Here is a 26,680-nt window from a genome sequence, read left to right as displayed (position 1 = left end):
AAATCTCAGTGGAAATTACGGCCCCTCCCGGGTCACTTCTCAGTGGCAATCAACATTTTGGCGCTTCGCCTCCTTCCGCTCCCAATCGAGTGGCGGCGGATCAGCATGAACGCGAAGAATTTCCCGATCCTCGTCGGTGTGGACGTGCCGGACAGCTGCCTCGCGAGCCGCCTGCCCTTCCGCCCGTCTTGGCGCGAACCAGATGACCTCCTGCCAGCGCGGATCGGCATCAGGCAGCCATTCTAGCAAAGCCACGACGTCGTCGAGTGTCGGCAGCAGGCCAGGCGCGACCTCACCCATACGCCACCGGAGCGAGCGCGGCTTCTCAACACAAGTCTCAAGGACTTTGCGCTGGAGGGCGCGACGCACTTTCTCATTCGCTTCGAGCCATCGATCGATGCGGGCAAGTTCTTCTCGTGCGCCGCTGTTGTGGCGATCATCGCTTGCATTTAGCCAGCGCCACAGTGCCTCAGGGTCGATATCTCTCAAGGCGAGCCGGCGTTCGAGCAGTGCGTAGAATAGCTGGTCGATGTCCCAAGCAGCGCTCCAATCGCTATCGTTGCGATACCGGCTTGCATAGTCGGTGAATGCATTGAGCAGCCCGTCAAGCCGATTGTCGCTGATCGCTTGCCGTTGACCGCGGTGATAGTGCGCCACCGTGCCAACCTCCCGCGAACTAGTGAAGCGTGGCGTGAGGCCCGAATAGGCGTAGACGGTCTCGGCGAATGCGGCGTCGCTCAAGGTCAGGCCAACATTTGCGTTGAGCATCATCACGAGCGCGAGCCGCAGCGAGTCGCGGTTTGTCCCGTTGGCCAGCTGATCGATGATTGCAGGCCAATCGGTGAGGTCGCCAAAGTCGGCCAGTGCGTCCGCCGCAGCGTCGCGCATGGGATAGGGCCGCGCCTCGTCAAGCATGATTGCGCGCAAAGTCACCGCGTGGCGCGCAACGGTTTCGCGGTCGCGCATCTGGCGCAGGATGATGAGCTGCGTCCAGAACCGCTTATCGCCCGGTACCGAGAGCACGCGCTCGACCTCGTCCTTGAGCGCCTCCTGCACGAGCGCGGCGGCACGATATTCGCGCCACCCGAAAATCTCGTTGCGATCCTCGGCGACCTCGATCGCCCTCAGTAGCCCTCTTGCTGCGTTCGGCGACAGGTCGTCCGCATTTCCGTAGTCGATGACGGCAAGAGGATCGGTGCCGATCACGGCCTCGGCGAGCTGTGCATCGGTCGCCAGCCAGCCCCAAAGGCCGCGCACCCCGCTCGGCACGATATCGCCGTGCTGGAGCGTCCGTAGTAGACGCTGGCGCAGCTCACGCGTTCTCGCGTGCCGTGCGAGCCATCGCGCACCGAGGTACTCGCCGATCCTGCGATGCTGATAGGTGTAGCGATCTTGCCCGGCTCTGATCACAAGGCGACTGTCGAGAAAGCCCTGTAGCGTCCCATCGGAAAGGCCCGCTACTCCAGGCAGCGTTCTGCACTCGCCGAGCGGCAAATCGCTGCCGAGGCGTTTCGCTCCGGGCGCAAGTGTCAGGGCATCGTAGCCGCCCACAATAAGGGCCGCGAACAACGCCCCGAGTGCAGGGAGCACTTCGTCTTCGGCGGCATGAGCAAGCGGGCTTGCCTGCTTTCGATGCTCTCGCCACGTCCTATCAACGTAGAGCGAGAACAGCTCGCCGGTCGTATTCGGGCGAATGCCCTCGCGCGCCAAGTCGGCAAGCATTACTAGAGTTTGCGGGTTGCCGAGCCACTCGGTTAGGTTTCGCTGCCCATAGTGCTCGAAAAAGGCCTCGGCGGTAGCGGCGTCAAAGCCTTCTCGTATGCGCAAAAAGGCGACGATCTCCGCCCGTCCAAGCGGCTCGATGTTCAGCTCAACTGGAACGAAGCCGGTCCAATTCTTGATCGTCTCCTTTGCCGAGGCGCTTCGCCAATCTGCAACGCGACATGCGAGCACAAAATCAGCGCTTCGTTGCGCCCCGAGCGCCCCGAGAACCCGATCGAGCGCATCGCCATCCTTTAGCCCGGCAGCCTCGTCGAGCCCGTCAACGAAGTTCCGGCCCGGTCCCGGCAGCCACCCGTTCACCAATTGACTCGCAGTCGCGACGTTGCCGTCGCTCCAGTGTCGCAGCAATTCGCTCTTGCCGCTCCCTGCCTCGCCGAGGACGATCAATGGACGGCCCGCAAGACGGGCGTCGGTCAAGGCATCGTCGGCCGCGATTTTGACCTGCTCGCGGTCGTGCAAAAAGGAAAGTATTCGAGGTGCGAAGGAGCCAGTCATCGAAGCCTTCTTGCCAGTTCGAGCTAAATGCTGGCAAGCCAAGCTGTCGCCCCCTAGATTAGCAGTATGGCCGCCAAAACCACCAGTGAAGCCGGACGGACTTCCGATTTGACGATGGCGGGCGAGCGTGGGCTCAATCGCCCGTGTGTCGCGCTACCGTTAGCAGAACCGACTGTCAGCAACGTCCAGCTTTTCGACCTCTTGCTAGCTCCAACAAGGTTGCCGCTTTAGGCTTTTTCTTAGAGGTAAACGAACGACCGACAGTGGGGTGCTTTTTGGCACCTAGGCTTCGGCATGCGTAATCGGCTGCAGCCGACCAAACTGGATCGCTTAGATTGGCCTCGATGAACGTCTTTTCTAGCCGAAAGCGGTTGATCGTGGTGAGGAAAGCAGAAAGTCAGCAAAGTGCCCTAGTTTCGGTCGCTCAGTCTGACTGGCTGCGCTACCGAAAGTTGCCATACCCTTTCAGTCGGCCTCGAGGTAAGCTGCTGACATGATCGACCGCGATGAAATCGACACGCAGAGAAGAATAATCGGCATCAACTGCAAGCGCTGGGTCACGCCAGGCTATAGGCATATTGAGGAAGGCTTCCGCGTGGAGGCAAATACCGTCAACGCACACATCGCGGACCTACCGGACGACAAGCGCGCGAGGATTCAGAACGCGGGGATCGCAATTTCTGCATGAATATGTTGGATACGATACGCGCGCCGGCAGCTCCTCTAGCGGCGTTCCTTAATGCGCTTCGCGCCGAACGTGCAAAATTGCTTACGCGCGGCGACCCGTTGTCGATCTGCTTGGCGTTTGCCCGCGATGAGGAGATTGTTGCCGAGAGTCGGGCACGCGACGCGTTGGCGTTGCTCAGCAATGACATGCGCGATTATGCGATATCGAGTGCTTATGCGCTGCTGATCGGGCCAGCGCGCCGCAAATCGCTGTCGGCCTATTTTACGCCGCCGTCGCTGGCTGCCGCCACGATCGAGGCGGTCCGCCCTTTTTTCGAGCGACCCGGTGCGACCGTGCTCGATCCAGCCTGTGGGGGAGGCTCATTTCTGGTACCAACCGCACGGGCGATGACCCTCTACGCCGTCGATTCCGGCACCAAGATAGAGCGCGCCTGCGCCGGTGTCGTTAAGCGGATCAAGGGCATCGAAATCGATGGCGGGCTGGCCTCTCTCTCTGCTACATTGCTGGGGGACGCGCTGAAGCAGGATTTCGGGGTCGCTGTCGCCACCGACAAGGTCGTCGAAACGGCCAACGCCCTGGAAGCAAACGTCAAGGGCCGCTTCGACCTGATTATCGGCAATCCGCCGTACAGCAAGGTGTGGGCGAGGGGCGCCGCTGCGATCAGCGCGATCGCCGGCAAGGCCGGTCTTGGCGGGCATACAAACCTGTACGCGTTGTTCGTCCTGCGCGCGCTAGGGTGGCTGAAGCCCGGTGGCGGCCTCGGCTTCGTGCTGCCGACCAGCTTCATCGCTGGCCCCTATTTCAAGGGTCTGCGCGAGGAGATCCTGGCGCGCGCCAATGTCGTACGCATCGACATGCACCAGCAGCGCGAGCATCTGTTCATCGACGCGATTCAGGATGTCTGTCTATTGGTGCTTCAGCGCCATGGCGCCGGATGCGCCCCCAGCGATCGCTATGAGCTCGGTCTGATTGACGCGGACGGCGCGCGCACCGCGCTTGGCACAGCGACCACGCCGCCCGATGGCGACGCGTGGCTGGTGCCGGTGGCGAGCGGACCGAAATCGGAAGCGGGCCATTTTGCGCTGACGACCTCGAAGCCGGCGGATGTGATCGCGAGCTATGGCTACCGCGTGCGCGTCGGGAAGGTCGTGCCGAAGCGCGAGCGCAAGCAGCTCTTTTCCGAGCCGGCGCCGAACCGGCTGCCGGTGCTGTGGGCGTCCGATGTCCGGGCCGATGGCGTGTTCAAGTTCCAGGGTGGCACTCGGACTGCGCTCTCCTCCTGGTACCTTCCGCCGTCGAGTGGCAGCCTTGGCTATGTGAGCCGCGGCCGGTCGGTAATCGTCCAGCGCACCGCCAATCGCGATCAAAAGCGGCGGCTCAACGCCAGCGCTGTCAGTGAGGCGTTTGCGAGCGCGCATGCCGAGCACGGCTATGTCGCGGAAAACCACGTGATCGTGATAGAACCGACGATCCCCGAGCCCCTGGTCTCCCCCGACTTGCTGGCGGCGCTGCTCAACTCCGCGATCGTCAGTGAACGCTTCTCGGCGGTTGCCGGCAGCTTCAGCGTATCGGCGAAGCTGCTGGCGCGGCTCGCACTGCCGCCGGCCCGCAGCCTGCCCGCGATCGGGCCAGCCTTCGAAGAGGACCTCGTCGCCTGCTTTGATGGTCTCGACGGCATCCTCGCCGCCCCGGCGGTTTTGGCATGACGCAGTTTGCAGATACTGAGTTGGGTCCGAAAAATGGGCGCAACGTCGCATGCGTCGGCGCGCTCGGTGTGCCGCGAATGCTGCGCACAAGGTGCTGCGGACGAATTTCCGATACAAGAATCGGTGACCGCGCTAGACAAGAAGACAGGCGTTCAAAATGGCGCCGGACGAGGAGCCGATGACCACCGCGCGCCATATTGTCGCTTTGCTGCAGAGCCATATTGCCGGCGACGACGCGCGTTTTCTGTCGGTCGCCACGCAGCTGGCCGCGCATGAAGCCCGCCAGGGCCATGGAAAGCTCGCGCAGGAGCTACGCGAGCTGATCGACGCCGCCAAGGGCAAGACGGCCTCGGTCGCCCGCCGGGGCGCTGGGCCGGTCCCGATCGCGCAGCCCAAGGGCGAGCTGTCGAGCCTTCTCGACGCACGCTATTCGGATTTACGCCTCGCCAGCATGGTGCTGCCCGATACACTAAAGGACCGGCTGGCCCGTGTCCTGACCGAACAGCGTCAGCAGGAAAAGCTGCGCGCCCGGGGCCTCCAGCCCCGGCGCAAGCTGCTCCTTGTCGGGCCGCCGGGATCGGGTAAGACGATGAGCGCGGCGGCCTTGGCCGGGGAACTGAAGCTGCCGCTTTTCACTGTTCTCTATGACGGCCTGATCGGCAAACTGATGGGGGAAACTGCGACCCGGCTCCGGCTGATCTTCGACGCGATCGCGATGCAGCGCGGGGTCTATTTCTTCGACGAGTTCGACGCGATCGGCGCGCAGCGCGCAGGGCCGAACGACGTGGGCGAGATCCGGCGGGTGCTGAACTCCTTTCTCCAGTTCCTTGAGAATGACACGGGCCCCAGCATCATCGTCGCTGCGACCAACCACCCGGAGATGCTCGACAAGGCGCTGTACCGCCGTTTCGACGACGTGATCACCTATGCGCTGCCCACTCCCGACATCGCCACCGGGATCATCAAAAACCGGTTGGCGAGCTTCGAGCGGCGCGACATCGACTGGGACGCGGTCGGCCAGGCCGCCGAAGGCCTGAGCCATGCCGAGGTCGCCCGCGCGGCCGACGAAACCGCCAAGGTCGCGGTCCTGAGCGGGGCGTCCAAGGTCCTGGGCGAGACACTTATGATGGCGCTGCGCGAACGCCATGACGCTGCCATCACGCGGTAAATTGCGTGGCCATCGCTCCTAGGGACCGCCCGCACTTCCATGTTCAAGGCATCGGCGTGGCGGAGAATTACACCTCGCCGCGCACCGTCATCAATGGCCTGCCGCCGCCCAGGGTGCGTGCCGCCCATGCCGCGCAGCTCGAGCAGGCTCTCGGGGTCGCCGTGGCGGCGGCCCGACAGCAGATAGCGCAGAGGGATGTCGCGATCGCCGAGGGCGAGCCCGGCTTCTATCTCGATTTCGATATCCCGATCGAGCATCAGTCGGCGCTCGACGGCCTCGAGAATCGCCAGAAGAAGATCGAGCTGGTCGCGGTCCGGCCACCTGCTGAGGGCGACGAGACGGTGCGCGCGACCGTCTTCGTTCCCGAAGCGCAGGCCGACTATTTCCTTACGAAGGTCGAGCAATATCGCGATGAGAATACGGTAGGCGGGCGCCCCAAGAACCAGAATCTGATCGCGCGCATCGACGACGTCCGCCTGGCGGCCGTCCGGTCGCTCTTCACCGATGAGCCGGAGCTCTATCCCGCCCCCGGCCAGCCGATCTGGTGGGAAGTCTGGGTCCGCGACGGCCATCTGCCGGACTTCAGGGCGATTTGCCAGAATCTCAACGTCGCCCTCAAGGCGCATCTGGTCAGCTTTCCCGAGCGCGACGTCGTTCTGGCACTGACGGACATAGCCTCCATGGCCCGCATCGTCTCCAACAGCGATGCGATCGCCGAACTGCGCGCCGCCAAGGATACGCCAAGCCTCTTCCTCGACATGCGCCCGGTCGAACAGGCGGACTGGGCCGGCGATCTTGTCGGCCGGGTCGTTCCTGCCTCGCCGCTCGCGCCGGCGATCTGCCTGCTCGACAGTGGCGCGACGCAGGCCCATCCGTTGATCGCGCCGGGGCTGACCCCGGCCGACCAGCACGCCTATGATCCGGACTGGGGTGTAGGCGACAGCCAATATTGGAACGGGCATGGCACCATGATGGCGGGCGTCGCACTTTATGGCGATGTCGAGGCGGCGCTTTCCACCGGCGACCAGATCGCGCTGAGACATCGGCTGGAGACGGTGAAGGTCCTGCCGCCCAATGGCCAGAATGATCCCGAACTCTATGGCGCGGTGACCGAGGTCGGGATCGGCCGGGCCGAAGAACATGCCCCTGGCCGCCGGCGAGCATTCTGCATGGCGGTAACGAGCAGCGTCGGCCTGGGCCGTGGGCGTCCGTCGTCCTGGTCGGCGGCGGTCGACAAGCTCTGCTATGGCGGCGGCGACCAGCGGCGGCTGATGGTGCTTGCGGCGGGCAACATCCGCGACCCGATCGAGCCGGCCGAATATCTCGACAGCAATGATCTCGCTGAAGCCGAAAACCCCTGCCAAGCTTGGAATCCGCTGGTCGTTGGCGCCTATACCGACAAGATCACGATCACCCATCCCGACTTTGCCGACTGGACTGCGCTCGCGCCTGCGGGCGACCTCTCGCCGGCAAGCCGCACTTCGACGATCTGGGACCGTCAGTGGCCGATCCGGCCCGACGTCGTCTTCGAAGGCGGCAACTTCGCCCATGACGGGGTGAACGCGGCCGAGGCGATTGACGACCTGCAACTCGTCACGACCCATTACAGGCCGGCGATGCGCATGTTCGACAGCTTTGGCGATACCAGCGCCGCTGCGGCGCTCGCCGCGCATTTCTCCGCCCAGATCATGGCGCACCGCCCCGAGCTGTGGGCCGAGACGATCCGCGGCCTGATGGTCCATTCGGCGGAATGGACGCCGGCGATGCGGGCGTGGTTCGACACAGCGGGATCGCAAGCCCAGAAAGCCGCGCTACTGCGCCGCTATGGATGGGGCGTGCCCGACATCGGGCGCGCCTTGCGCAGCGCGTCCAATGACGCGACCTTGATGATTGAGGATGCGCTGCTGCCGTTTCGCCGCGAGAATTCGCAGATCAAGACGCGGGACATGCATGTGCACCAGCTGCCCTGGCCGCAGGAGGAGCTGCTTGCGCTGGGCGACCAGACGGTTGAGCTTCGCATCACCCTGTCCTATTTCGTTGAGCCCAATCCCGGCGAGCGCGGTTGGACTCGCCGTCATCGCTATGCCTCGCATTCGCTCCGCTTCGCGGTGAAGCGCTCGCTTGAGACGCTTCAGCAGTTCCGCCAGCGTATCAACCGCGCGGCGCAGGCCGAGGAGGATGGCGACGTCGGCGCGGCCGCGGGTGGTGACAATTGGCTGCTCGGCACCGTGCGTGACCGCGGGTCGATCCATTCCGACATCTGGCGCGGCAGCGCGGCGGCGCTCGCCGAGCGCGACGCCGTCGGCATCTTTCCGGTCGGTGGCTGGTGGAAGGAGAAGCCGGGTCTGCAGCGCTGGGACCGCGCCGCGCGCTATGCGCTGCTGGTCTCGATCCGGGCGCCGGAGGCCGAGATCGACCTCTATACCGCGATCGAAAACCGGATCGCGGTCGAGATCCCCGCGGCCTGACGCCGTCGTGCCATCACCCCGCAAAGGGGTAGCCGACGTTGGCGGACGTCCAGGTCAGCCGTCCTACCGCTTCAGGTCGAGCCGGCCTCCAAGCGAGCGATCGCCCGAGCCATGTCCCTGATCGTCTGCTCGAAGAGCGCCGGCGTCGGCAAAGCGGTGATGATCGCATCGCGCCAATCCGGGTTGGCGGCTTGCCAGGCTTGGATCGCCGTGGCCGCGAGCTTCTGATGGAGATACCAATATTGGTTCTCGATCTTCACCGGCACTGCCTCGCGCACCCGCTGCGCGTCGCCGGGCACGAGCTTGGCATAGGCCAGAAAGGCCAGGCTCACGCTTTCGAGATCACCCGCCTTGGCGAAGCTGGACATCTGGTCGAGCGTCGCCCCCGCCCGCCTCGAATAGTCGGGAGATCCCGTCTCGACCAGCGCGACAATGACTTGTTCAATGGCGTCTCGGTCGGGCACGCGCGGGCTCTCCTTGATATTTCGGCAAAGGCGCAATTGGTCCGACCGGAGCGGACCAAATCGTCAACGCGTAAAGTCGGCGAAAGGTCTTCAGCCATCTGGGTCGGCTGTGGCGGCGAGCGCGAGGTCGCGCACGATCGCGAAATAGCCCTCGAGCAGGCTGGCGTCAGCATCCCAGAGCGGCGCCTGGCCGCCGACCAGCGCGGCGCGCGAGAGTAGCTGGTTGCCGGCGACGCACGAGGTCTCCGGCACCATTATGCAGGCCGGGCATGCGCCGCCGCGATGGTCGCACAGCGTGCCCGAGCCGCATCGCAGTTCGCGCCGCGCGACCAGATAGTCGAGGAAGGCGGCATTATGATCGCGCCACATCGATGAGATGTTTCCGAGATCCTCGGTCATGCCGCGGCGGTGGACGAGGAAGGCCAGGTCGGCCGGGAAGATCGCCTCGCTCATCGACCCGAGATCAAGCCCCGAGAAGCGCGCGATGCCGTGCATGACATGGTGCGACAGCGTGTGGAGCAGCAGATAGACGGTCGAGGCGATGTCGCGTCCGCGCACCTGGCTCGCATCGTCGCGCACCCCGAACTCGCGCAGGAACGGCCCGAAATCACGGTAATTCTCGATCAGCTCGCCGCCGATCGTGCGCGGCGCGGGTGGCGGCGATGCCATCACGCCGTTGCGGCGCAGGAACTCGGCTACGGCGGCCGGGTCGAGGCGGACATAGAGCGCCTCATTCTGTTGCTCGATGACGTAGACAGGACGACGATTGTCATGAAGGCGGGGGAAGCCCATCAGCCGGACCGGCATTTGCAGGTTCTTCTGAACAGTCACCGGCACCGCCGAGACCCGCGTGAAGCCGAACGAGAATTCGATCATGTCGAGATCGCGGATCAGGCGCATGTCGGCGATGCCGGCGCGCGCGAGGTCGGCTCGCACGCGCGCTGCATAGCCCGCCTCGCGGGTCGGGTCGCCATGCTCCGCGCAAAGATCGGCCTGCGACACCTTCAGATCCGAGGACTGGCCGAGCGGATCGAGCTTGCGACGTTTCAGGGCTTCATGCTCGACCGTGCTGCGGATTGGATCGTAGCGTCGCGCATAGCCGCCGCGATCATCGATCTGCTGACGCAGTGCGGGGGTCGCATGGGCATCGCGCACGACCGCGCCCATCGAATACCAGGCGTCGAGCATGCTGCGCGCCATCGTCGGATCGCTGGTCAGCGCGCCCTCATAGAGCGGGAACATCGCATCCTGGCCGGCGGTCGCGAGCTGCTCGCGGATGCGCTCAAGGCTGGGATCGCCGCCGCCGAAGCCGTGAATCGCCGCCACGCGGCCGACAAGATCCTCGGTCCGATTGGGGCCGAGGATGCTGATGATGTCGGCATCGGTATCGTATACGATGAAGCGGGCGGACTGGACATAGAATACCGGGGATGCCCGATAGGAGATCGGGATCATGTTGAGCTCGGACCATTGGTGCGGCTCGCCCGCGTCCATCAGCGGTTTGAGCAGCTGGAGCGAGAAGGGATCGGTCTGGAAGACTTCGCGCGGCGCGTTGCAGCCGGTGCACTGGAAGCGCCAGCGATTAAAATGCTGGCCCTGCTTGATCAGGCGGAAATCCTCGGTCCCGCACTGGCAGCGCTTGATCCGCAGCGGGTCGCCATTGCCGTCGAGCATGTTGCGGTAAGGCGACAGGCCCTCCAGGCCTCCGGACCAGTGGACATAGACGACGTCGAGCTGGCGCCACTTGCAATCGCGCTCGCCGTTGAAGGCGCGGCAGGCGGTCGGCAGCGGATCGGCGAGCTGATGCGCGGGCGAGATATATTCGCGCACAACTTCGCAGGCATCGCAGCGATAGACCAACGGTCCGGGCAGATAGCCCATGCGGTCGGGCTTCAGGAACTCGAAGCGGCTGAGCGCGATATCGACCCCGGCGACGCCCGAGCGCGTCGGGTTGTAGAAGCAGTCGTCGAGCAGCTGGCGTTCATGGACCGGCTCGGCGCGCTGAATATTGAGCCCGCGCGCGAGCCAGCTCTGGCAGAACTCGTTCATGCTATCGAGGATCTGCTCGCGGCGGGCCGAGCGTGTCCCGAAGTCGATCGGCGTCCCGTCGACGGGGGCTGCCATGCAGGCGCCTTTGCCGCCTTCCCAGGTGAACATGGCGCCGGGCGCATAGGCTGTTGCCAACTGCGGCTGCGAGCGGTTCATGCTGGGCGGCATCGGCGCCGCGCGTCCGGAGACGCCCGATCGGGTGTCGCTCATCTCAATCCTCCTGGTCGACCGGCGCCGGTTCGGCGTCGACATCGCTGCGGGTTGCGAGCCGCTGGCCGCGGATGATGCGCATCACTTGACGGACGGTCTCGGGGTGGACGCGCCGGCCGCCGCGCTGCGGATCGCGCCCGGCGGCCACGATGATGCCGCCGGCGTCGACGTCGCGCAGCGAAGTCATCGGCCGGCGGAAATTTGTCGATTCGCGGCGCTGCCAGAAGCTGGCAAGCGGGCTGGAATCCGACCGTTCGGTGAACACGTCGAGAATCGAGCGCACCTCGCGCTCGACGAAGTCGCGGTAATAGTCCTCATGCGGGGCAGCGCCGATGGCGCCGGGGCCGCGGCCGTCGAGCCCGATCGCGTCGAGCGCGAAATCTCGCACGGTCTCGATTGCCTTGGCGCGCCCGCGCTGGTTGGTCCAGGTCAGGATCGAGGCCGCGGTGGTGAAGGTCCGCGCCGAGGGCTTGCCGGCGTCGGGCGCGGCCCGGAACAGCTCCTGCTCGACGACCGCGCAGAGATAGGCCTGGACGATACTGGGCATCATCCGGCGGAGCGCCCGGTCGGCCCAGCGCTGAACCGCGGGCGGCGGGATCATCCGCTCGAGGAAGCGATGGAACTGGTCATGGGTCTCGACGACATAGCGGTCGCGCCGACTGTGCGGGGTCGGCACCAGCCAGCTGAACCCGACATGGGTGCGGCCGACGCGGCTCGAGGCTTGGATATATTCGGCAATGTCGGTGGGCAGGCCGGCAAAGAACATCGCGTTGAACTTGTCGACATCGACGCCGTGGCTGATCGCAGAGGTGGCGACGATGTTGCGCAGCGCCTCGCCGAGTGGCGGGAAGGCTGCGCCGGTGGCGCCGACACCTTCGGCCCGCTGCATGACATCCTGAATTTCGGAGATCGTCACCCCGCCTGAGATCAGCTCGTTGGTGAACGGCAGATCGGAGATGCCGGCGCCGCGCTGATCGCGCTCAACCTGAGCGTAGAGCGTCTCGATGACCTGGTCGCCGCCCTTCTTGTTGGTGACATAGGTCAGCGAAATCCGGTGAAGATCGAGCAGGCTGGCGAGCAGGTCGCGCTGGTCGACGAGTTCGCCGAGCGCCCGGGCTCGCAGCGGGGTTAAGGGATCGCCGGCAGGGAGCGCACCCGCGAGCGCGGCGATCATCGCCGGGGTCTCGTCGCGTTCGAGCTGGTCCCACAATCGGGTGAAGGCGAGATGATAGGCCGAGACGACGGCCGAGGTCGTCATTGTATGCGACCGGCCATTGGTCATTATCGAGACATAGGTGCGCATACGCGGCGCGGCCTGCTCGGCTTGCAGGCGCTCAGGCAGCGTCGCCATGAAGGTTTGGCGCTCGGCGCGACGCGGCGCGCGCGGCGCCGAATAGAAGGAGTCGTAGAGGCTCGGCCCCGGACAGGGGAAGCGCAGTGGCTCGCGCTGATAGAGCACGCGCAGCTGCCGGTCGGGGTCCGAGATCGTCGCGGTCGCGGCGATCACCTTGCCGAGGCGGGGGCGCGGCGGCCCGCCGTCGGACCGCCAGGTCGCGACCTGCTCGCGCAGCAGCCCATCGCCCAGTCGGAGCAGGATTCGCTCGAACAGGGTCTCGAACAGGCCGGAGAAAGTCCCGAGACTCTCGTCGAGCAAATGGCCTTCATCCTGGATGACGAGGCTCGGAAAAGGATCTTGGAACAGCGCTTGGCCATTGAGGAAGGCAGGGCGCAACCGGGTCAGCCCCTCGTCCTCGGCGGCGTGGAGTTGGGTGGCGCTGCGCGGCATGGCAAGATGCCCGTTATGCGGATCGACATAGCGCGCCGCGCCGAACATGCCGGCCAGCGCATTGATGGTGCGATCGTGCTGACCGATCAGCGCGAGCTTGTCGATCGTGCCGAGCACGACCGACGGCGCGCGCTGGTAGATAGTGTCGTCGGTCAGGAGGAAGGGCAGCGGGACGCGCACAGGACTGGCCGGGAAGGCCTGGTTCCAGGCGCAATCGACGTCGTTGAAGCAGACGATCCCGATCCGGCCCGCCTGATCGCGATATTTGCGCATGCCGGTTTCGGCGCCGCACGCTGGGCAGGCGCGCAGCTTGTCATAGGACAGGAGCGCCTCGAGATAGCGGCTCGATCGCCGACGGGCGTCGGCTGCCGCAGCGCTGGCCCCTTCGGGCGGGTTAAGCAGAATATGGTCATTCGCATGCGCGGCCGCAGTGACCATCGGCACGCCGCCAAAGCCTTGCGCGACCCGGTTGGGCGTATTGCCCGATCCCACCCAGAAGCCGATCTCGAACGGCCAGGTCCCGGCACCGACAGCGTGCCGGACGAGCTCGGCCTGGACAATGATGCGCATCAGCCTGCGGGCCTGCTGCAGTGTCAGCAGGCGTAGCGGATAGCGGACTAGGGCGGTGACGCCGCGATCCTTGCCGCGCAGCCGATCGAGGAAGAGATTGTAGATCAGCAAGCCGAAAAAGGCCTCGGACTTGCCGCCGCCGGTCGGGAAGTAGAGCAGGCTTGCCGACAATTCGTCGCGAAACGGATCGAAGCGATCAGCATATTCCGGCATGCGCGACACGAGGGTCGGCACGTGCGCGAGAATAAAGGCGAGCTGGAACAGCCGCCATCCCGTGAACCGCTGGCCGCCATAGCGTCGGAAGCTTTCGTTGGTGTGGAGCCAGGCGCGGTAGGGCGCTGCCTCACGGACCCACCGGTCGCGGTCCGCGCTCGTCGCGGTCGCCGCAGCGACATGCGCCGCGCGGGCGCTGATCAGCAGCGAGATGCCGTCGCGGATATAGCGGCTTTCGCGCGCATAAGCGGCGATGTCGGTGGCATGTGCGGCACGTTCCTGGTCGGCGAGGTCGGCGGGCAGCCCGGCGCCCGCATCGACACCATGCTGTTCGGTGATCCAGCGATCATAAGCATCGGGCAGCGCGAGCAGGTCTTCGAGCGGGGTCGCTTCGCTGGCGAGCACGTCGTAACGGACCGGCACGCCCGGGATGTCGCGGGGATCGATCCGCGGCTGGGTGTAGCGCGGCGCCCAGCTTGTGCGCAGCGTCACGGAACCGGGCGCGGCGGCGACCTGCTCGACCCCGCAATTGAGGCCCATCGCCGGATATTCGAGCCAATCGCGAAAGCGATAACTCGGCTGCACCCGGTCGAGGCGCAAGGGCCTATGGGCGGCTTCGGGCAGCGTCGCGGTGAGCGCGACCTGGAAGATCGCGTGCTCGAACCAGGCGTTGGTGGCGCGCGTCGGCTGGTCGGCGCCATTCTCGATCGCAAGCCGGATATTCCGGCGCGAGGGATCAACGAAATCGGGGTCGATGTCAGCAACCAGGCTCACGTTGCCGAGCGTCGGCCGGATGTCGTCGACGATGGCGGGCCGGCGCTGGCGCAGCGCATCGAGATAGTTATTCCAGGCGGCGCGATCGGCAAACTGGCTCGGCAGGATGGTCTCATTGCTACGATACGCGTCGCGCTGGCCTTCCGGCGACCCCAGCCAGGCCCCCAGGACTCGGTCGATTTCGGCGGCGACCTCGGCGCCGAAGCCGCTGGCCGCGCGGTTCCGCTGCACCGGATCGTTGAGGTCGAGATGGACCTCGGGCAGTGTCAGTGTGAAGCGGCGCCATTTCTGAGGAATGGGCTGCGGCGCCGCATGCTGGTCGGCAAGGCGACCGCAGTCAGCGCGCAGCGGCCCGATCGCGCCAGCAGCGGGCGGTGGCTCGGCGTCGGGATCGGTGTCCAGGTCGTTCGTAGCATCGGCCGCATCAGCCTCATCGTCGATGCCGGCATGGTCGGAAGTGTCGCTATTCGCTGGGTCCTCGAGATCGTCGGCGGTGACCGGGCGCTGCGGCCCATTGTCGGGCTGGATGGCGATGCCGAGCTGACGAAAGGCGCGGTCGAACGCGGCGCGGCGGATGCCGGCGATGGCATCGGCGCGCGCACGCCGCGCGGCGCGCCGGCGGGTTACCTGGTCGGCGCGGGCCGCGGCCGCGCGCTCGGCGCGATCGGCGTTCTGGGAAGCGGCCTGCGCGTTGCCCCGAGCGTCCTCGTCGCCGCTGGCGGCGGCGTCGGCGGCGATGTCGGCGGCCTCGCGCGCGGCATCGGCGCTCGCGGCGCTGTCGCCGCCGTTTTCGTCGAGCTCCTCGTCGACGAGCGGGGGAAGATTGGCCATGTCGTCCGCGATGAATGTGCAGGCGAGCGCCTCGACCGCCTGCCGGGTCGCGCGCGACAGCTGCACCTGCGGCATCATCTCGTGGCGCGGGTCAGTGATCTCGTCCCAGCTCGGCAATTCGCGGACATAGATCGCCATATCCGCGCGCACGAGGACCTCGCCCTCGGCGTCGGCCGCGATCTGCGCATCGATGCCCATTGTCGCGATATGCATGTCGCTGGTGTCGTCAACGCCCATCGGGTCGAAGCGCGGCAACAGAAAGCCGCTGACCAGCTGCGAGGAGGGCTTCGCGCCGTATAATACTGCGCCCACCTCGCCCGCCCCGGTGCAGTGCGCGAGCGTCAGGCCGATCAGGCCGTCGACCAAGGCCTCCTTGGCCTCGGTGAAGTCGGCGCCGTTTCGCGCGACGCTGGCGGCCTCGGCGGCGCCGAGATCCTGATAGACGAGCGGCGGCGGTCCGGCGCGGTTGCTATCCGTCACGGGCATTCTCCTGGTCAATCCGTCGCACCACATCGAGATGGTCGAGGGCGCTGGTGCGCAAGGCCGCGATGCGCGCACGCACATCGGGGCTGAGCTCACCGCCGACACCATGCGGGTCGACCAGCACCGAAATGAACGCCTGCGCCATTCGCGCGCCAGCGCGGCGGCGGTCGCTGCGCAGCTGCTCGATGCCTTCGTCCCACATCTTGTCGGCGAGACCGGCCGGGATGTTAAGCACCGCGAGCAGCGCGTCGAAGTCGCCGCGATATTGCGGTGCGTGCGGCCGCATCTGTTCGGCCGGCTGCGTGCGATAGCTCTCGGCGTTCAGCCACTCCTGGACGGCGGCGACGCTGGTCGCGCGGATTTGGCGCTTCTGGAGCTGGGCGTGGACGGTGCGCGCCTTTGCGGCAAGGGTCGCGCCGCTCACCGCGGGCAGCATCGCGATGATCGCGTCATGGTAGAGCTTGACCCAGTTCCGCGCGAGCAGTTCGACCGGCAGCAGCCGGCGTGCGGCATCGACGAACGCCCGGTCGGGCACGACGATCGCATCGCCCGCTGCCAGCTCGCGAGCGATGGCGCGGTCGAACGGATTGATCGCAGCATCGCGATTGTGCCGGATCATGGCACTTGCCGGACGTGTCCTGAGCGTCCGCCCGCTCTCGAGCTCGATCAGCAGGGCATCGGCGACCGGACCATCGGTGTCGACCAGGTCGATCACCGTATCAGGGACGTCGAGGGCGGGGCGTTCCTCGAGAACGAGATTGATCGGGCCGACCGCCCGGGCTTGGGCTTCCTTCTTCGCCGCGTCAGCCAGCACGGTCATACGGGCGCCAATGCGGCCCGAACCAGCGAACTCGGCGTGGAGCGCCAAGGACCCATAGGTGCCGGCCACCCGGCCGGTGAACGCTCGGTCGCAGATGATGAGCAGCTGTGACGGCAGCCAGGACCGCACGAGCAGCCTGTCGAGGAAGGCGATCGGCGGCGCGATGAGGGCGATCCGCTTCCAGCTGTTACGGTTGCCGCCGGCTTCGAGCTGGGCCAGAAGGTTCTCGAGCTCACCGGCATGGCAGATCTTGAGGAGACCGCGCGCGATGCGGTTTCGTAGCGTCTCGTTGACCTCCGCATCCTCGGCGAAGCGGCGCTCGGCGAGCCGCAGGTCGGTAGGGTTGGCGAAGACGAGGATCGAAAAATCGGACTTGCGCGCATAGTCGGCGCCGAGCTGGGCTACCGCCGAGCCGATCGGCGTATCATGGTCGAGCTGCTCATAGGCTTTGGCGATCGCCGCCTCGGCCGCCATGAGCTTGCTGCGCGCCGAGCCGGTGATCCCGGTCACCAGCGCCGCCTGCACGGGACCGAGGACGTTCGCCTCCGACCGTTCCTCGAGAAACGCCTCCGCGGCGGCCTGGCCTTCGAGCGCGCACAGGCCGTCATAGGCGGCACGCAGGCCGCAGGGGAGTGCCGAGGCGCGGCGCAGATTGGCCGAGCTGCGGCGGATGGCGGCCGCGGTGACCGCATCGGGTATCGCGCGGGCGGCTTCCGCCAGTGCGCTGAGCGCGTTGACGCTTGCACCGGCGGTGGACTGGAAAGTCGCGGTGATTGGACTGACCACGCCGATCTCGGGATCGGCGCTGACGATGTCGCTGCTGCGGCGAAGGATGATCGGCATGTCGAGGGCCGTGCGCCGCGCTATTTTTGCCGCCTTCGATTGCCGTAACAGATGCGCGAGCCGCCGCTGGACATAGCCGTCATGGGTGACCGCCAGGACCGGCAGCGCCGGACAGTGCGCGAGCAGCGCCTCGAGGAACCGCCCGACGATCTCTTCCCAGCCCGGCCCGAGCCGATTGAGGCCGGGCGGGTTCAGGTCGATCAGGCAGAGATCGGGCGGCCTGCCGCCCCTGCCGACGGTCAGGGCCGGCGCGCTTAACGCGGTACGCAGATCGGCGCGCGCGTCGATTCCGAACAGCGCGAAGGGCGCCTGCAGAGGATCGGTCAGCGTCGCGCGGTGGTCGGTGAGCTTATCGATCGCGGCGCCGTGGCGGACGCGGCCGAACAGCTCATGGCGCGGGGAAGCGAACATCGGCCTCGCGTCGGGGCCGCCCTCGGCCGAGAAAATGGGGAAAAGCTCGGCAAGCGTTGGATGGGCGAGATGGGGCAAGGACTGGTCGCGAAGCTTGAGCCGGGTCAGGTGGCCCAGCGTATCGTGCAGCATGCCCAGCGGCGTGGTCGCCTCAGGCTCCCCTGCGAGCCCGCGCGTCCGGTGGAGCGCATTGGGGGTGAGAATCTTGTCGCGGTCGACCAGCCAGCCGCGCTGGTCGGACCCCGTGCCGCCGCCACGCCAGGGGAAATAGAGCGTGCGCATGTCATGGACGGCAGGGCACCAGCGATGCTGGCCAGTGACGGTCGCGGCGCGACTGCCGAGCATGGCGAGCATCGCGAGTGGATGAAGGATCGCGGCGTCACGTTGGGCGGTGGGCCATTGTAGGACGGCAGCCGACTTCTGCTCGACCAGGGCGGCTAGGAAGTGGCGCAGCAGGTCCAAGGTCGGTCGGTTGAGCGTGCCGGTGCCTTCAAATGCGAGATCGAAGCGCTGGAGCGGCACCGCCGCGATGAAAGAGAGTGCGGCGTCGATGTCGATATCGGCGAAACGCCTGGCCTTGGCTTCCTCGGCCGCATGATGCTCAGCCTGGCGGGCGGCGGCGTCCTTCAGCTGCGCGGCGAGCGCCAGGCGTTTCGCGCCGGCAGTGGCGCGCGCCTCCTGAAGCTTCTTGAACCGGTCCTCCCCCCATTTGCCCACGCGCCGACTGTCTTCCTACCGAATCATCCATATTGCCGCGATGTTCCGATGGTACGTGGATACGTCTCCGCGTTCCATGCCGATCGCCGAATTGCGTCCCTTTTGAAGGAAACCCCAATCATGGAGATGCGCTCCGAACGATGTTCCGCAACGTCGCATTTGGAAACGACAATGTCACGGGATGAGAGCAGCGACAGCGCTTCGCCGCTCACTCAACGCGTCACACCGTTGTCATGTTCGGGCCAACCATAGCCTTCCGCGATGACATAGTCGGTCCGCAGCAGCTCCGAGCTGATGACGCGGAAACTGTCGAGCTCGACTTCGACGAACAGTTCGAGCGGCACCTTCGTCGAGAGCTCGGTGCTCGCGGTCTCCCCACCGAACCAGCGATCGTCCTCGCGGTCGTACATCGCGAGCGACCGGTCCTCATATTGCACATCGACCAGAATCTCGGTGACGACCGTCAGGATCATGCAGACGCTCTTGGTGCCGACCCAGGCGATCGAATAGTCGGTGACGGCCTCGATGGCCCCGGTGGACTGGTCGACGATCTCGGCCTCTGGCAGGTCGCCGCGATAGTCGAATATGAGCTCGTCGCCGATGTCCTCGACCAGCATTTCGAGCGCGCCGTCGAACCCCGGCGCGGCGACGACGGCATCGGCCACGGCCTCGAGGTCGACGTCGGGCTGGACCGAGGCGCGGCTGAGCAGCTCCTCAAGCGTCGCGATATGGCGCAGGGGCGCCGAGCTATCGGCGGCGCGCGACATGGCGGCGTCCTGTGTAACCACATGCAGCAGCGCGCCGTTGCTGGAGCACCATTGCTCGAGCGCTTTCACCATGAAGGCGTCGGGAAACTCCTTGCTGCCATCCTGATCGAAGGGCGGGCTTCGCGCGAAATAGTCGGCGAAGATCATCGACGCCGGCAGCTCCTGCGCGCGGTGCACGATCGCCGCCCAATCCTCGACGATTGTTTTTGCGAGTTGGCGGAACAGGTCGGCAGCGATTACCGCCGGGTCGATCGATGCCGGCTCTGGCAAGCCCTTGCTGGTATGACGCCACCGCCGAAAGGATTTTTCGATGGTCGCCAGGTCACGTGCCTTCGCTGCGACGTCTTCAGCGATCTGGCGCCGGATCTCGAGCAAGGTGATGTCGGTGATATGGAGAACGACGGCGCGGTCCGCGATATGACGCGCCAGCGTCGAGAGCGCGGGGTTCGAGACATTGTGATGAAGCCGGCGATAGACCTGGGTGTCGAGAAAGACGTGCCTTGTTTCTAACGGCTTGGGCCGAACTTGCTTGTTCATAATGCCGCGCCCTTGTCGCTAACCGGGACATGCGAGAGGTTCCCTGAAGAAACGGTCAATCACCCTATGGCCACTCTTTCTAGAGAGAACAAATTTTCACAGTCTAATAGCATACCAACGGCCCCGCGTTGTTGAAACGCAACTCTTCTTACTAGGAATGGTCCCGTCCTCGCAACGGCCATCAATCTGACAAGGTCAAGCGTGTTTAGACGGCCCTTGTCGTGAAAATGAGGCGGCTAGCGCTCCGAAGGCGTGCCGCCGCGGACCGAAAGTTATCGCTTAGCGCTACATAGTGATAGCGGCTGTTGGTTCCTCGCCGACAACATTGTACGCTTAAGGAAGGGCAGCTTTGTTTGTCCAGCGCCGAAGCTCAGCCAGTCAGCTGTGGGCCCAGTTTCGGGCGTAATTCCTGCCCTGTGGAGTGTTCACTATAGGTCGCGTTCTGGCGATGAACCTGCCGCTGAACCGACCACGCCTGAACTGCATGTTTGTCCCATGAGCAGGCGTCAAACCCCCAAAAGCCGAACAGCTCCTTACACCGGCGGCGCCCTAAGTTCACTTTTTGTTCTTGTTAAGGATGTTTCCTAGCGCTAGGATCATATCCTAGAATCGCAGGAAGAGAGACGATGGAAGATCCCCGCACGACGCTTGACGAGCTGATCCGCCAGCGCGGCGTCAACTACTCGGCTGTCTCCCGCCTGCTTGGCCGCAACGTTTCCTACATCCAGCAGTATCTGCGCAAGGGCAGCCCGCGCCATCTGGACGAGCAGGACCGCCAGATCCTGGCGCAGTTCTTCGGCGTGGACGAGGCTGTCCTGGGCGGCCCGGTTGCGCGGCATACTCCGGTCATCCAGCTCGTCCAGATCCCGGTGCTCGATGTCGAAGCATCTGCGGGCCACGGTGCGTTGGCCGGCGCGGAGAGCCAGGCCGGCCAGTTCGGGTTTGACGAAAAGTGGCTGCGCAAGCTGACGCAGGCGAAGGCTACTAGCCTCTCGATCATCAAGGTGGTCGGAGACTCGATGGAACCGACGCTGTACGACGGCGACGAGGTCCTTGTCGACGTTGCGGACGAGCAGTCCAAGCTTCGCGACGGGATCTACGTACTGCGCATGGACGGCGCGCTCAATGTCAAGCGGGTGGCGATCGAGCCACAGGGCCGCAAAATCTCCGTGGTCAGCGACAATGCGGCCTATCCCAGCTGGCAGGGGCTGGACCGCCGCTCGGTGAACATCGTTGGCCGTGTGCTCTGGTTCGGCCGCAAGATCTGAGACGCCGCCTCAGATCCCCATCTCGAACGGCTTGACCATCGCTTTCTCCCGCTCAGGTGGTTCCTTAAGCACGGGAGGCTCGCTCTGCAGCGCTGCCTCGGAATTCCCTCTCGCAAGACCGGAAGCGGCTGCCTCGCGCAGCAGGCCCACGGTTTCGAGGGCAGAACGCTTCATGCCCGTGTTGCGAGCGATGGCCGCGCCAAGCCGCGAGGCATCGTTGACGAAGAGGGTTAGCCCATCGCGCAGGCGGGTGACGGTCACGAGGAAAGTTTGCTGGTTCGAGAGATTGCGTTCGCGGCTGTCCATCACCGCGATGCCGCGGTCTGACGTGAGCCCCTGCGCCATATGGGCGTTGAGCGCATAAGCGAGATCGAGCCGCTTCAGCATCGGATCGCTGGCCGGCAGATCATGCGCAATGCCCGTCGAGGTCACCAGCGATACCGTATCCCGGCTGATCCCGGTGATACGCGCCTGGTCGGCATTGATGAGCCCCCGTCTGTGGTCGGTCTCGGTCCAGCGAATGCGGTCTCCTGCATGGAGGTCCAGGCGCTTGACTTCGAACAGCCGTAGCGGATCGTAGTCACCATTGGGACGAAGGCGATCGACCTTCAGCACTGTGCGCTTCCCGCCTTCACCCTCCAAGGTCACCGACCCCCGCTGCCGGTCACTCTCGATGACCGTGTATGTCCCCTTCCCTAGCTTTTGCGCCCGATTGTCGCGGTCGAATACGGCGACCATCCCCGGGCGATAGCTGGATGCATAGCGCAGCTCCTCGCGCGTCGTGTTTACGCGTGAGAGCACGTCCAGCCTCAGTGCCGTCTGACCCAGTTCGCCATTGGCCTTGAGCCCGGTCTGGACAGCGGCATTGACCTCGCTGCGCAGAGCACGGCCAGAGGCATAGATCGCAGTTCGGTCGCGCTCGACAGGCGCAAGCGAGAGCCACGCCGCCGCCGCCTCGATCGCTGCCCCTTCGCCGACCTCGATAACGCTCTTGCCGAGGTGTCGCAGCGCGTCATCAATCCGCCCGCCCTGAGCCGCCTGCTGCGCAGCGCGCAGGGCTTTGGTGCGGGCGCGGATGTTCCTGTTCATCGTCGCGGTTTCGATGCCGGAGCGCTGCATGACATCGAAGGGCTTGCCCGCGTCGACTGCACCCAGTTGCTTGCGGTCGCCGATGCTGGCGAACCGGTCGACACCGAGAAGATTGGCGAGAAGGACCAGTTTTTCCTTGTCGGCATTGCCGACCATCGAAGCCTCGTCGAGCAGAATCACGGCGCCTTTCATCTCCGCCCGCGCCTCGGTAAGCCGGGCCGCATCGCCGCCCTCGAGCAGGTCCTGATGGCGCCGCAGAAAGCGCGCGACGGTCATCGACGGGATACCGGTGTCGCGCTCGAGCATCTGCACCAGAGTGTTCTGCACGGCGAGGCCCAGCACCACCCTGCCCTCCTCGCGAAGGATGTCGGCCACAGGCTTGAGCACCGTACTCTTGCCGGCGCCGGCGACGCCCTGAATCGCAACAATCCGGTTGGTCGAACCCAGCAGCAGACGTCCGGCAGCCTCCTGCCCGGCATTGAGCTTGATGCCATACCGCATCTGCGAGAGGCTCTGCAGCCGCGCACCGGCCGCATCGGCGTTGATGATCGGCGATGCCTTCCCCCTGCCCTCCTCCACGGCGGCCACGATGCGCTGCTCGGATGCGACCGCGTCTTTCGTGGTCAGCATGACCTGGCTGACCCCGGCACCCCGCTGCAGCGCGCCCTGCCGGACCAGCTGCTGCACCCGCTGCTCGATCGCCGGCAAGGCTGCGGGAAGGCCAAAACCCAGCGCTGCGCGGTAGAGATCGACTTTCGAGAACGCCGCTTCGCGCTCGGCGAGATGCCGCACCGCAGATGCCACAGCGTGGGCTGCCGCGACCTGTTCGGGCGACCGCTTGGCAAGATCCTGAGGCATCAGCGGATCGCCTTCCCTGAGCCCAAAGCGCTCGGCGAGCGCGGCCGCAAGGTCCTGCGCTCTGGTAACGGTCCCGCGCACGATCGAGGTCAGCTTGCCGACTTCGCCAAGGCCCTGGGCCGCGCGCGCATTCGCTCTCGCCATGACCGCAGTAGGATCGAAGCCGATGGATCTGGCCTTTTCCTTCCAAGCGCTCACCAGCGCGGAACGGTCCTCCACCGTACTCTTTTCCGAGCGGGTCATGAGGTTCGCGGCGCTGCGCGCGGCGAGGCTGCGCGAGGCCATCCCCTCCAGTTGGCCGAGGATTTCTGCGCGGCGCGAGCTGAAGGCATCGCGTACGGATTTCCGGACACCGACCGCTTCGAAGTTGCCGTGCTTGCCGATCTCGCCAACCTCATAGCCGAGGCGCTCGACCGAGATGCGGAAGCGGGCCATCGTCATGGCGTTGAGCAGGGTATTGTGCTCCCACAGCTTGTCATTGCGCAGGGCGCGCCATTTGCCGTCCGGACCCTGCGTCGCATTGGCGACCACCGCGTGAATGTGGGCATTAGGTTCCTGATTGCGGTTGGTATCGTGCATGAAGAGCGCGACGGTGAGGTTGCCGGTGGCGACGGCCTTGTCCTTGCCCCTCACCTCGATCCGGGTCTCGGCAAGGTTGCGTTCAGCCCACGCGAGCGTCTCTTTGACCGCCTCGGTATAGGCCTCAAGGATGCGCCGGTCGCCGCCCACGAGGGCGAGCAGCGACCAGCTCTTGGGCATCGAGAAGGTTAGGTCGGTCCCTGCCCGATGCTCGCGCTTGTCGGTGCCAAGGCGGGTTCCATCGGGCAGAAACCCCTTGAGAATGGCCTCGAAGGTTTTGGCATCGACTTCACCCGACAGCCCCAGCTTGTCCGCGCCCTTACCGAACCATTCGCCCGAACGATCGGCATCAGCGCGGGTGTAGTAGTTGTCGGCGGCGAAGTAGCGGGCGGCCCCGCCGGCGGTGCGGACATTGGCAACGGACAGCATGTGCATGGACCTCGATCAGAGGAAGCTGACGCTTCAGATCTCGATGTCGAACTCTCCGACATCGCGAGCCTCGCGAGGTGTATGACGCACCTCAGATGCGTCCCCTTCGAGTGCCATCCGGCGGGGGTCGGTCAGCGCCAGGGGTGCTTCTGAAAGGGGCTTATCTGATTGCGCCGGAGTGGTGTCAGATGCCGACGACCTGCCATAGATTGGCGCCGACATGTCCGGCACTTCACCGTCGCCACTGGTCTTTGCAGCTTCCGGGCTGGTACCACGGGTCGGCACAGACCCCGCACCTTGAACGCCCGCCATCTCGTCTGCCGATTGACCCTCGCGCGGCACAGCTGGGCGGGTAGCAGTCCCCTTCGCCAGACCGATATCAGCGGCCAGATCCGTCAGACTGCCGCGATGCTGGACGCGCTCCTCACCCTCACCGGTCTTGGGCTCGTGGGGAACAAGCGGCAGCACGCCCTGGCGCGGATCGAGCCTTCTGCCCGCACCATCATCATTGGATGACGGGTGCTCCTGAGCCGATGATGCCGTCCAGTCCTCGCCGGTGCTGCCATCCGCCAATTCTCGCGCAATCGGCCGAGTTGGGAAGGGATCGGCCGCCCTACGAATGAACGCTTTCGAACGCATAGGACGGTCGACCGGCGTGAGTTTGACCTCCGCTGCGGGAAAGCCATCTGGAAACTTGAGGTACCCGACAAGGCGAGGCAGGTCCTTGATGTCGTCGGGAAGGAGCAGCCGCTGGATATGCCGCCGCGTGGTCAGGCTGACGGCATCACGAGCATTGTTGAAACCGTAGGTGTAGCCCTCGTCCATGTCCCGCACCTCTCTCTGGCCGATGAAGTCGGAGCACCATGTGGCGGTGTCGGCATCGCCGGTCCCGAGAACGAGTTTGGTTCGGGCAAGCGAGGACAAGGTCATTGCCATGTTGTCGCCGTAGACTTCCTTGAGCTTCGCATAGGCGTGGATGCCGGTGACGATCGCGCCGCCAAAATTGCGCGCGGTCTGGAGGCCCTTCTCGAGCGCAGGGAGGCGGTGGAGCGCCCCCAGTTCGTCGATGAAGAACCAGATGCGCAGGTCGCGGGTGCGATCGAGGGTCATCAGCGTGTTCATCGCCAGGTCCAGCCAGACGGTGAGGAGCTGCGAGCACACGCTGAGATCGACGTAGCGGGCCGAGATGAAGACGAACCCACCATCGTCATCGGCACTCTCGATCCATCTACGCATCGAGAAAGGCTTTCCCTTTTGGGGGAGCATCTTGAGCGCCTTGGCGTTCGCGTTGAACACCGCGCGGATGGATTCAGCCATGCGCGCGGCCTCGGGTGCGGTCAGCGGATCGGCGATTGTGCCGCGCATGAGCTTGTGCACTTGGGCGAGGTCTGCCGTCATCAGCTCCCTCGCCAGAGCGTCGTTGCTGTCGGCGCCGCGGGCGCGAAGCTTGAGGCACATCTCGACGAACAGCAGGCGCGCGGCCAGCACCCAGAACTGTTCCGAGCCGCCCCCATCGTGGGGCACCAGCGCCTCGGCAGCGGCCGTGAACTCGGCCTCGTCGCGGCACTCGTCGAACACACTCCAGCGCGGGCAGCGCGCATCGAGCGGATTGAGGATTACGTCGCGCGAGGCATCGTAGAAGTGCTCGATGAAGTGTCCGGTGAGGTCGAAGATCACCGCGCGATGTCCGCGCTCCCGCGCCTCCTCGATCATGTCCGAGAGCGCTACGGTCTTGCCCATGCCGGTGGTGCCGATGAGCATGGCGTGGCTCTGTTCGAGCCGCCAGGGATACGTTACCCCGGCAATGCTCGAAGGCCGATAGGGGAACGCGCGGGCGAGTTGTGCCGCACTGCAAAAGCGCCACTCGTTGCCGAGCTTCGCGCTCCACTCCTTGCGTTGCTCCGCCTTGTTATGCCTCCGGATCCGGGTTTCGAGATCGTGGAGACTGGTCAGCTTGGCGCCGCGCTCATGCTGGCGCTCCTTGGCCTTGCCGCCAAACCGCGAGGCGAACCAGACCCACACCACAAACACCGGCACAAGGATCACGGTCGACCAGGCCAGAGCGATGCCGACCAGCTTCAGCAGATGATGCCACGCGCGCACCACGGGCGGGTAGATATCGAGCAGCGAAATGGGAAAGGTCACGGCCCTTCCCCACGCTGTCCGGACCGTCACATCGTGCGCCGGATCGAACTCCATGAAGCGGTAGCCGACGCCGTAGGCATGCATCCACGCGAGGTAGACTTCGTGGTCGGACATGCCTTCCGAGACGGTCCACCAGGTCATCCAGCACATAACGATGAGGGAAATGATCAGCGGGCCTTTGAGGCCCGCTGCGAACATGAAGCCGAAGTGCTCGATGAGCTGGCTGCCGCGAGTGAAATTGCCGAGGTCACGCTTCATGGCTGCCTCCCTCGTCGGTCGTTTCAGCGACACCGGCGGCGCGGCAGCGGGCAGCGAAAGCGGTATGCACCCGCTCGCGCAAAGCATGATCGCTATGGCCCGCGAGGAGGGCATCAACCCCAACCATGGCGAAGAGCGACTGGCGGTATAGCCGGAGCATGACGCTGCGATCACTGGCGACCGAGAGGTCGTTATCGCAGGCGCGGACGATGACTGTGCGCAGCCATTCGCTGAGCGCGAGCCCGTTGGCAGAAGCTGCTGCGCGGGCACGA

At 65.3% G+C, this 26,680-nt stretch carries 14 protein-coding genes; 5 read left to right on the top strand and 9 right to left on the bottom strand.

Annotation, left to right across the window (positions count from 1 at the left end; genetic code table 11):
• Nucleotides 1-39 precede the first annotated feature (39 nt).
• Nucleotides 40-2,277: an NACHT domain-containing NTPase gene (locus IP83_RS15970; protein ID WP_156309777.1), complete on the bottom strand. Its 2,238-nt coding sequence runs from the start codon at nt 2,275-2,277 to the stop codon at nt 40-42.
• Nucleotides 2,278-2,770: 493 nt separating this feature from the next.
• Here IP83_RS15970 and IP83_RS15965 point away from each other — a divergent pair, with 493 nt between their 5' ends.
• The 4 genes from IP83_RS15965 to IP83_RS15950 all read left to right on the top strand — a co-directional run bounded on the left by IP83_RS15965 (nt 2,771) and on the right by IP83_RS15950 (nt 8,307).
• Nucleotides 2,771-2,965, top strand: a complete 195-nt coding sequence (locus IP83_RS15965; protein WP_054123225.1) for a hypothetical protein — start codon at nt 2,771-2,773, stop codon at nt 2,963-2,965.
• A gap of 2 nt (nt 2,966-2,967) precedes the next feature.
• The gene (locus tag IP83_RS15960) at nt 2,968-4,671 is read left to right on the top strand and encodes a class I SAM-dependent DNA methyltransferase (RefSeq protein WP_197274407.1); all 1,704 of its coding nucleotides are present in this window, start codon (nt 2,968-2,970) and stop codon (nt 4,669-4,671) included.
• A 178-nt stretch (nt 4,672-4,849) separates the two neighbouring features.
• A complete protein-coding gene (locus tag IP83_RS15955) occupies nt 4,850-5,839 on the top strand; it encodes an AAA family ATPase (protein WP_054123227.1) in 990 nt (329 codons plus the stop codon).
• 56 nt (nt 5,840-5,895) lie between these two features.
• Nucleotides 5,896-8,307, top strand: coding sequence for a S8 family peptidase (locus IP83_RS15950; RefSeq protein WP_231625080.1), 2,412 nt, complete (start codon nt 5,896-5,898; stop codon nt 8,305-8,307).
• Nucleotides 8,308-8,378: 71 nt separating this feature from the next.
• On the opposite strand, the gene IP83_RS15945 is transcribed toward IP83_RS15950, so the two are convergent.
• The 5 genes from IP83_RS15945 to IP83_RS15925 all read right to left on the bottom strand — a co-directional run bounded on the left by IP83_RS15945 (nt 8,379) and on the right by IP83_RS15925 (nt 19,782).
• Nucleotides 8,379-8,771, bottom strand: a complete 393-nt coding sequence (locus IP83_RS15945; RefSeq protein WP_054123222.1) for a hypothetical protein — start codon at nt 8,769-8,771, stop codon at nt 8,379-8,381.
• 90 nt (nt 8,772-8,861) lie between these two features.
• Nucleotides 8,862-11,030: a hypothetical protein gene (locus IP83_RS15940; protein ID WP_054123221.1), complete on the bottom strand. Its 2,169-nt coding sequence runs from the start codon at nt 11,028-11,030 to the stop codon at nt 8,862-8,864.
• A gap of 1 nt (nt 11,031) precedes the next feature.
• On the bottom strand, nt 11,032-15,684 hold the full coding sequence (locus IP83_RS15935) for a helicase-related protein (protein WP_156309776.1): 4,653 nt from the start codon (nt 15,682-15,684) through the stop codon (nt 11,032-11,034).
• Nucleotides 15,674-18,478, bottom strand: coding sequence for a hypothetical protein (locus IP83_RS15930; protein ID WP_054123219.1), 2,805 nt, complete (start codon nt 18,476-18,478; stop codon nt 15,674-15,676). The genes IP83_RS15935 and IP83_RS15930 overlap by 11 nt, the downstream gene beginning before the upstream one ends.
• 212 nt (nt 18,479-18,690) lie before the next feature.
• Nucleotides 18,691-19,782 (bottom strand): PIN domain-containing protein, encoded by a 1,092-nt coding sequence (locus tag IP83_RS15925; RefSeq protein WP_054123218.1) that lies wholly within the window; start codon nt 19,780-19,782, stop codon nt 18,691-18,693.
• Between the two features lie 626 nt (nt 19,783-20,408).
• On the opposite strand from IP83_RS15925, the gene IP83_RS15920 reads away from it, so the two are divergent.
• Nucleotides 20,409-21,050, top strand: coding sequence for a S24 family peptidase (locus IP83_RS15920; protein WP_054123217.1), 642 nt, complete (start codon nt 20,409-20,411; stop codon nt 21,048-21,050).
• A 9-nt stretch (nt 21,051-21,059) separates the two neighbouring features.
• Here IP83_RS15920 and mobF read toward each other — a convergent pair whose 3' ends face one another.
• The 3 genes from mobF to IP83_RS20705 all read right to left on the bottom strand — a co-directional run.
• The gene (gene mobF, locus IP83_RS15915; protein ID WP_054123216.1) at nt 21,060-24,005 is read right to left on the bottom strand and encodes a MobF family relaxase; all 2,946 of its coding nucleotides are present in this window, start codon (nt 24,003-24,005) and stop codon (nt 21,060-21,062) included.
• 33 nt (nt 24,006-24,038) lie between these two features.
• On the bottom strand, nt 24,039-26,408 hold the full coding sequence (locus tag IP83_RS15910) for a type IV secretion system DNA-binding domain-containing protein (RefSeq protein WP_054123215.1): 2,370 nt from the start codon (nt 26,406-26,408) through the stop codon (nt 24,039-24,041).
• Nucleotides 26,398-26,680: hypothetical protein (locus IP83_RS20705; RefSeq protein ID WP_054123214.1), on the bottom strand; the 283-nt coding region annotated here is incomplete at its 5' end. The genes IP83_RS20705 and IP83_RS15910, both read right to left, overlap by 11 nt.

Origin of the sequence: Novosphingobium sp. AAP93, from assembly GCF_001296055.1 — a bacterium.
Taxonomy (GTDB): domain Bacteria; phylum Pseudomonadota; class Alphaproteobacteria; order Sphingomonadales; family Sphingomonadaceae; genus Novosphingobium.
The sequence above is the reverse complement of the archived record's forward strand: the minus strand, read 5'-3'. Positions and strand labels throughout refer to the sequence as shown.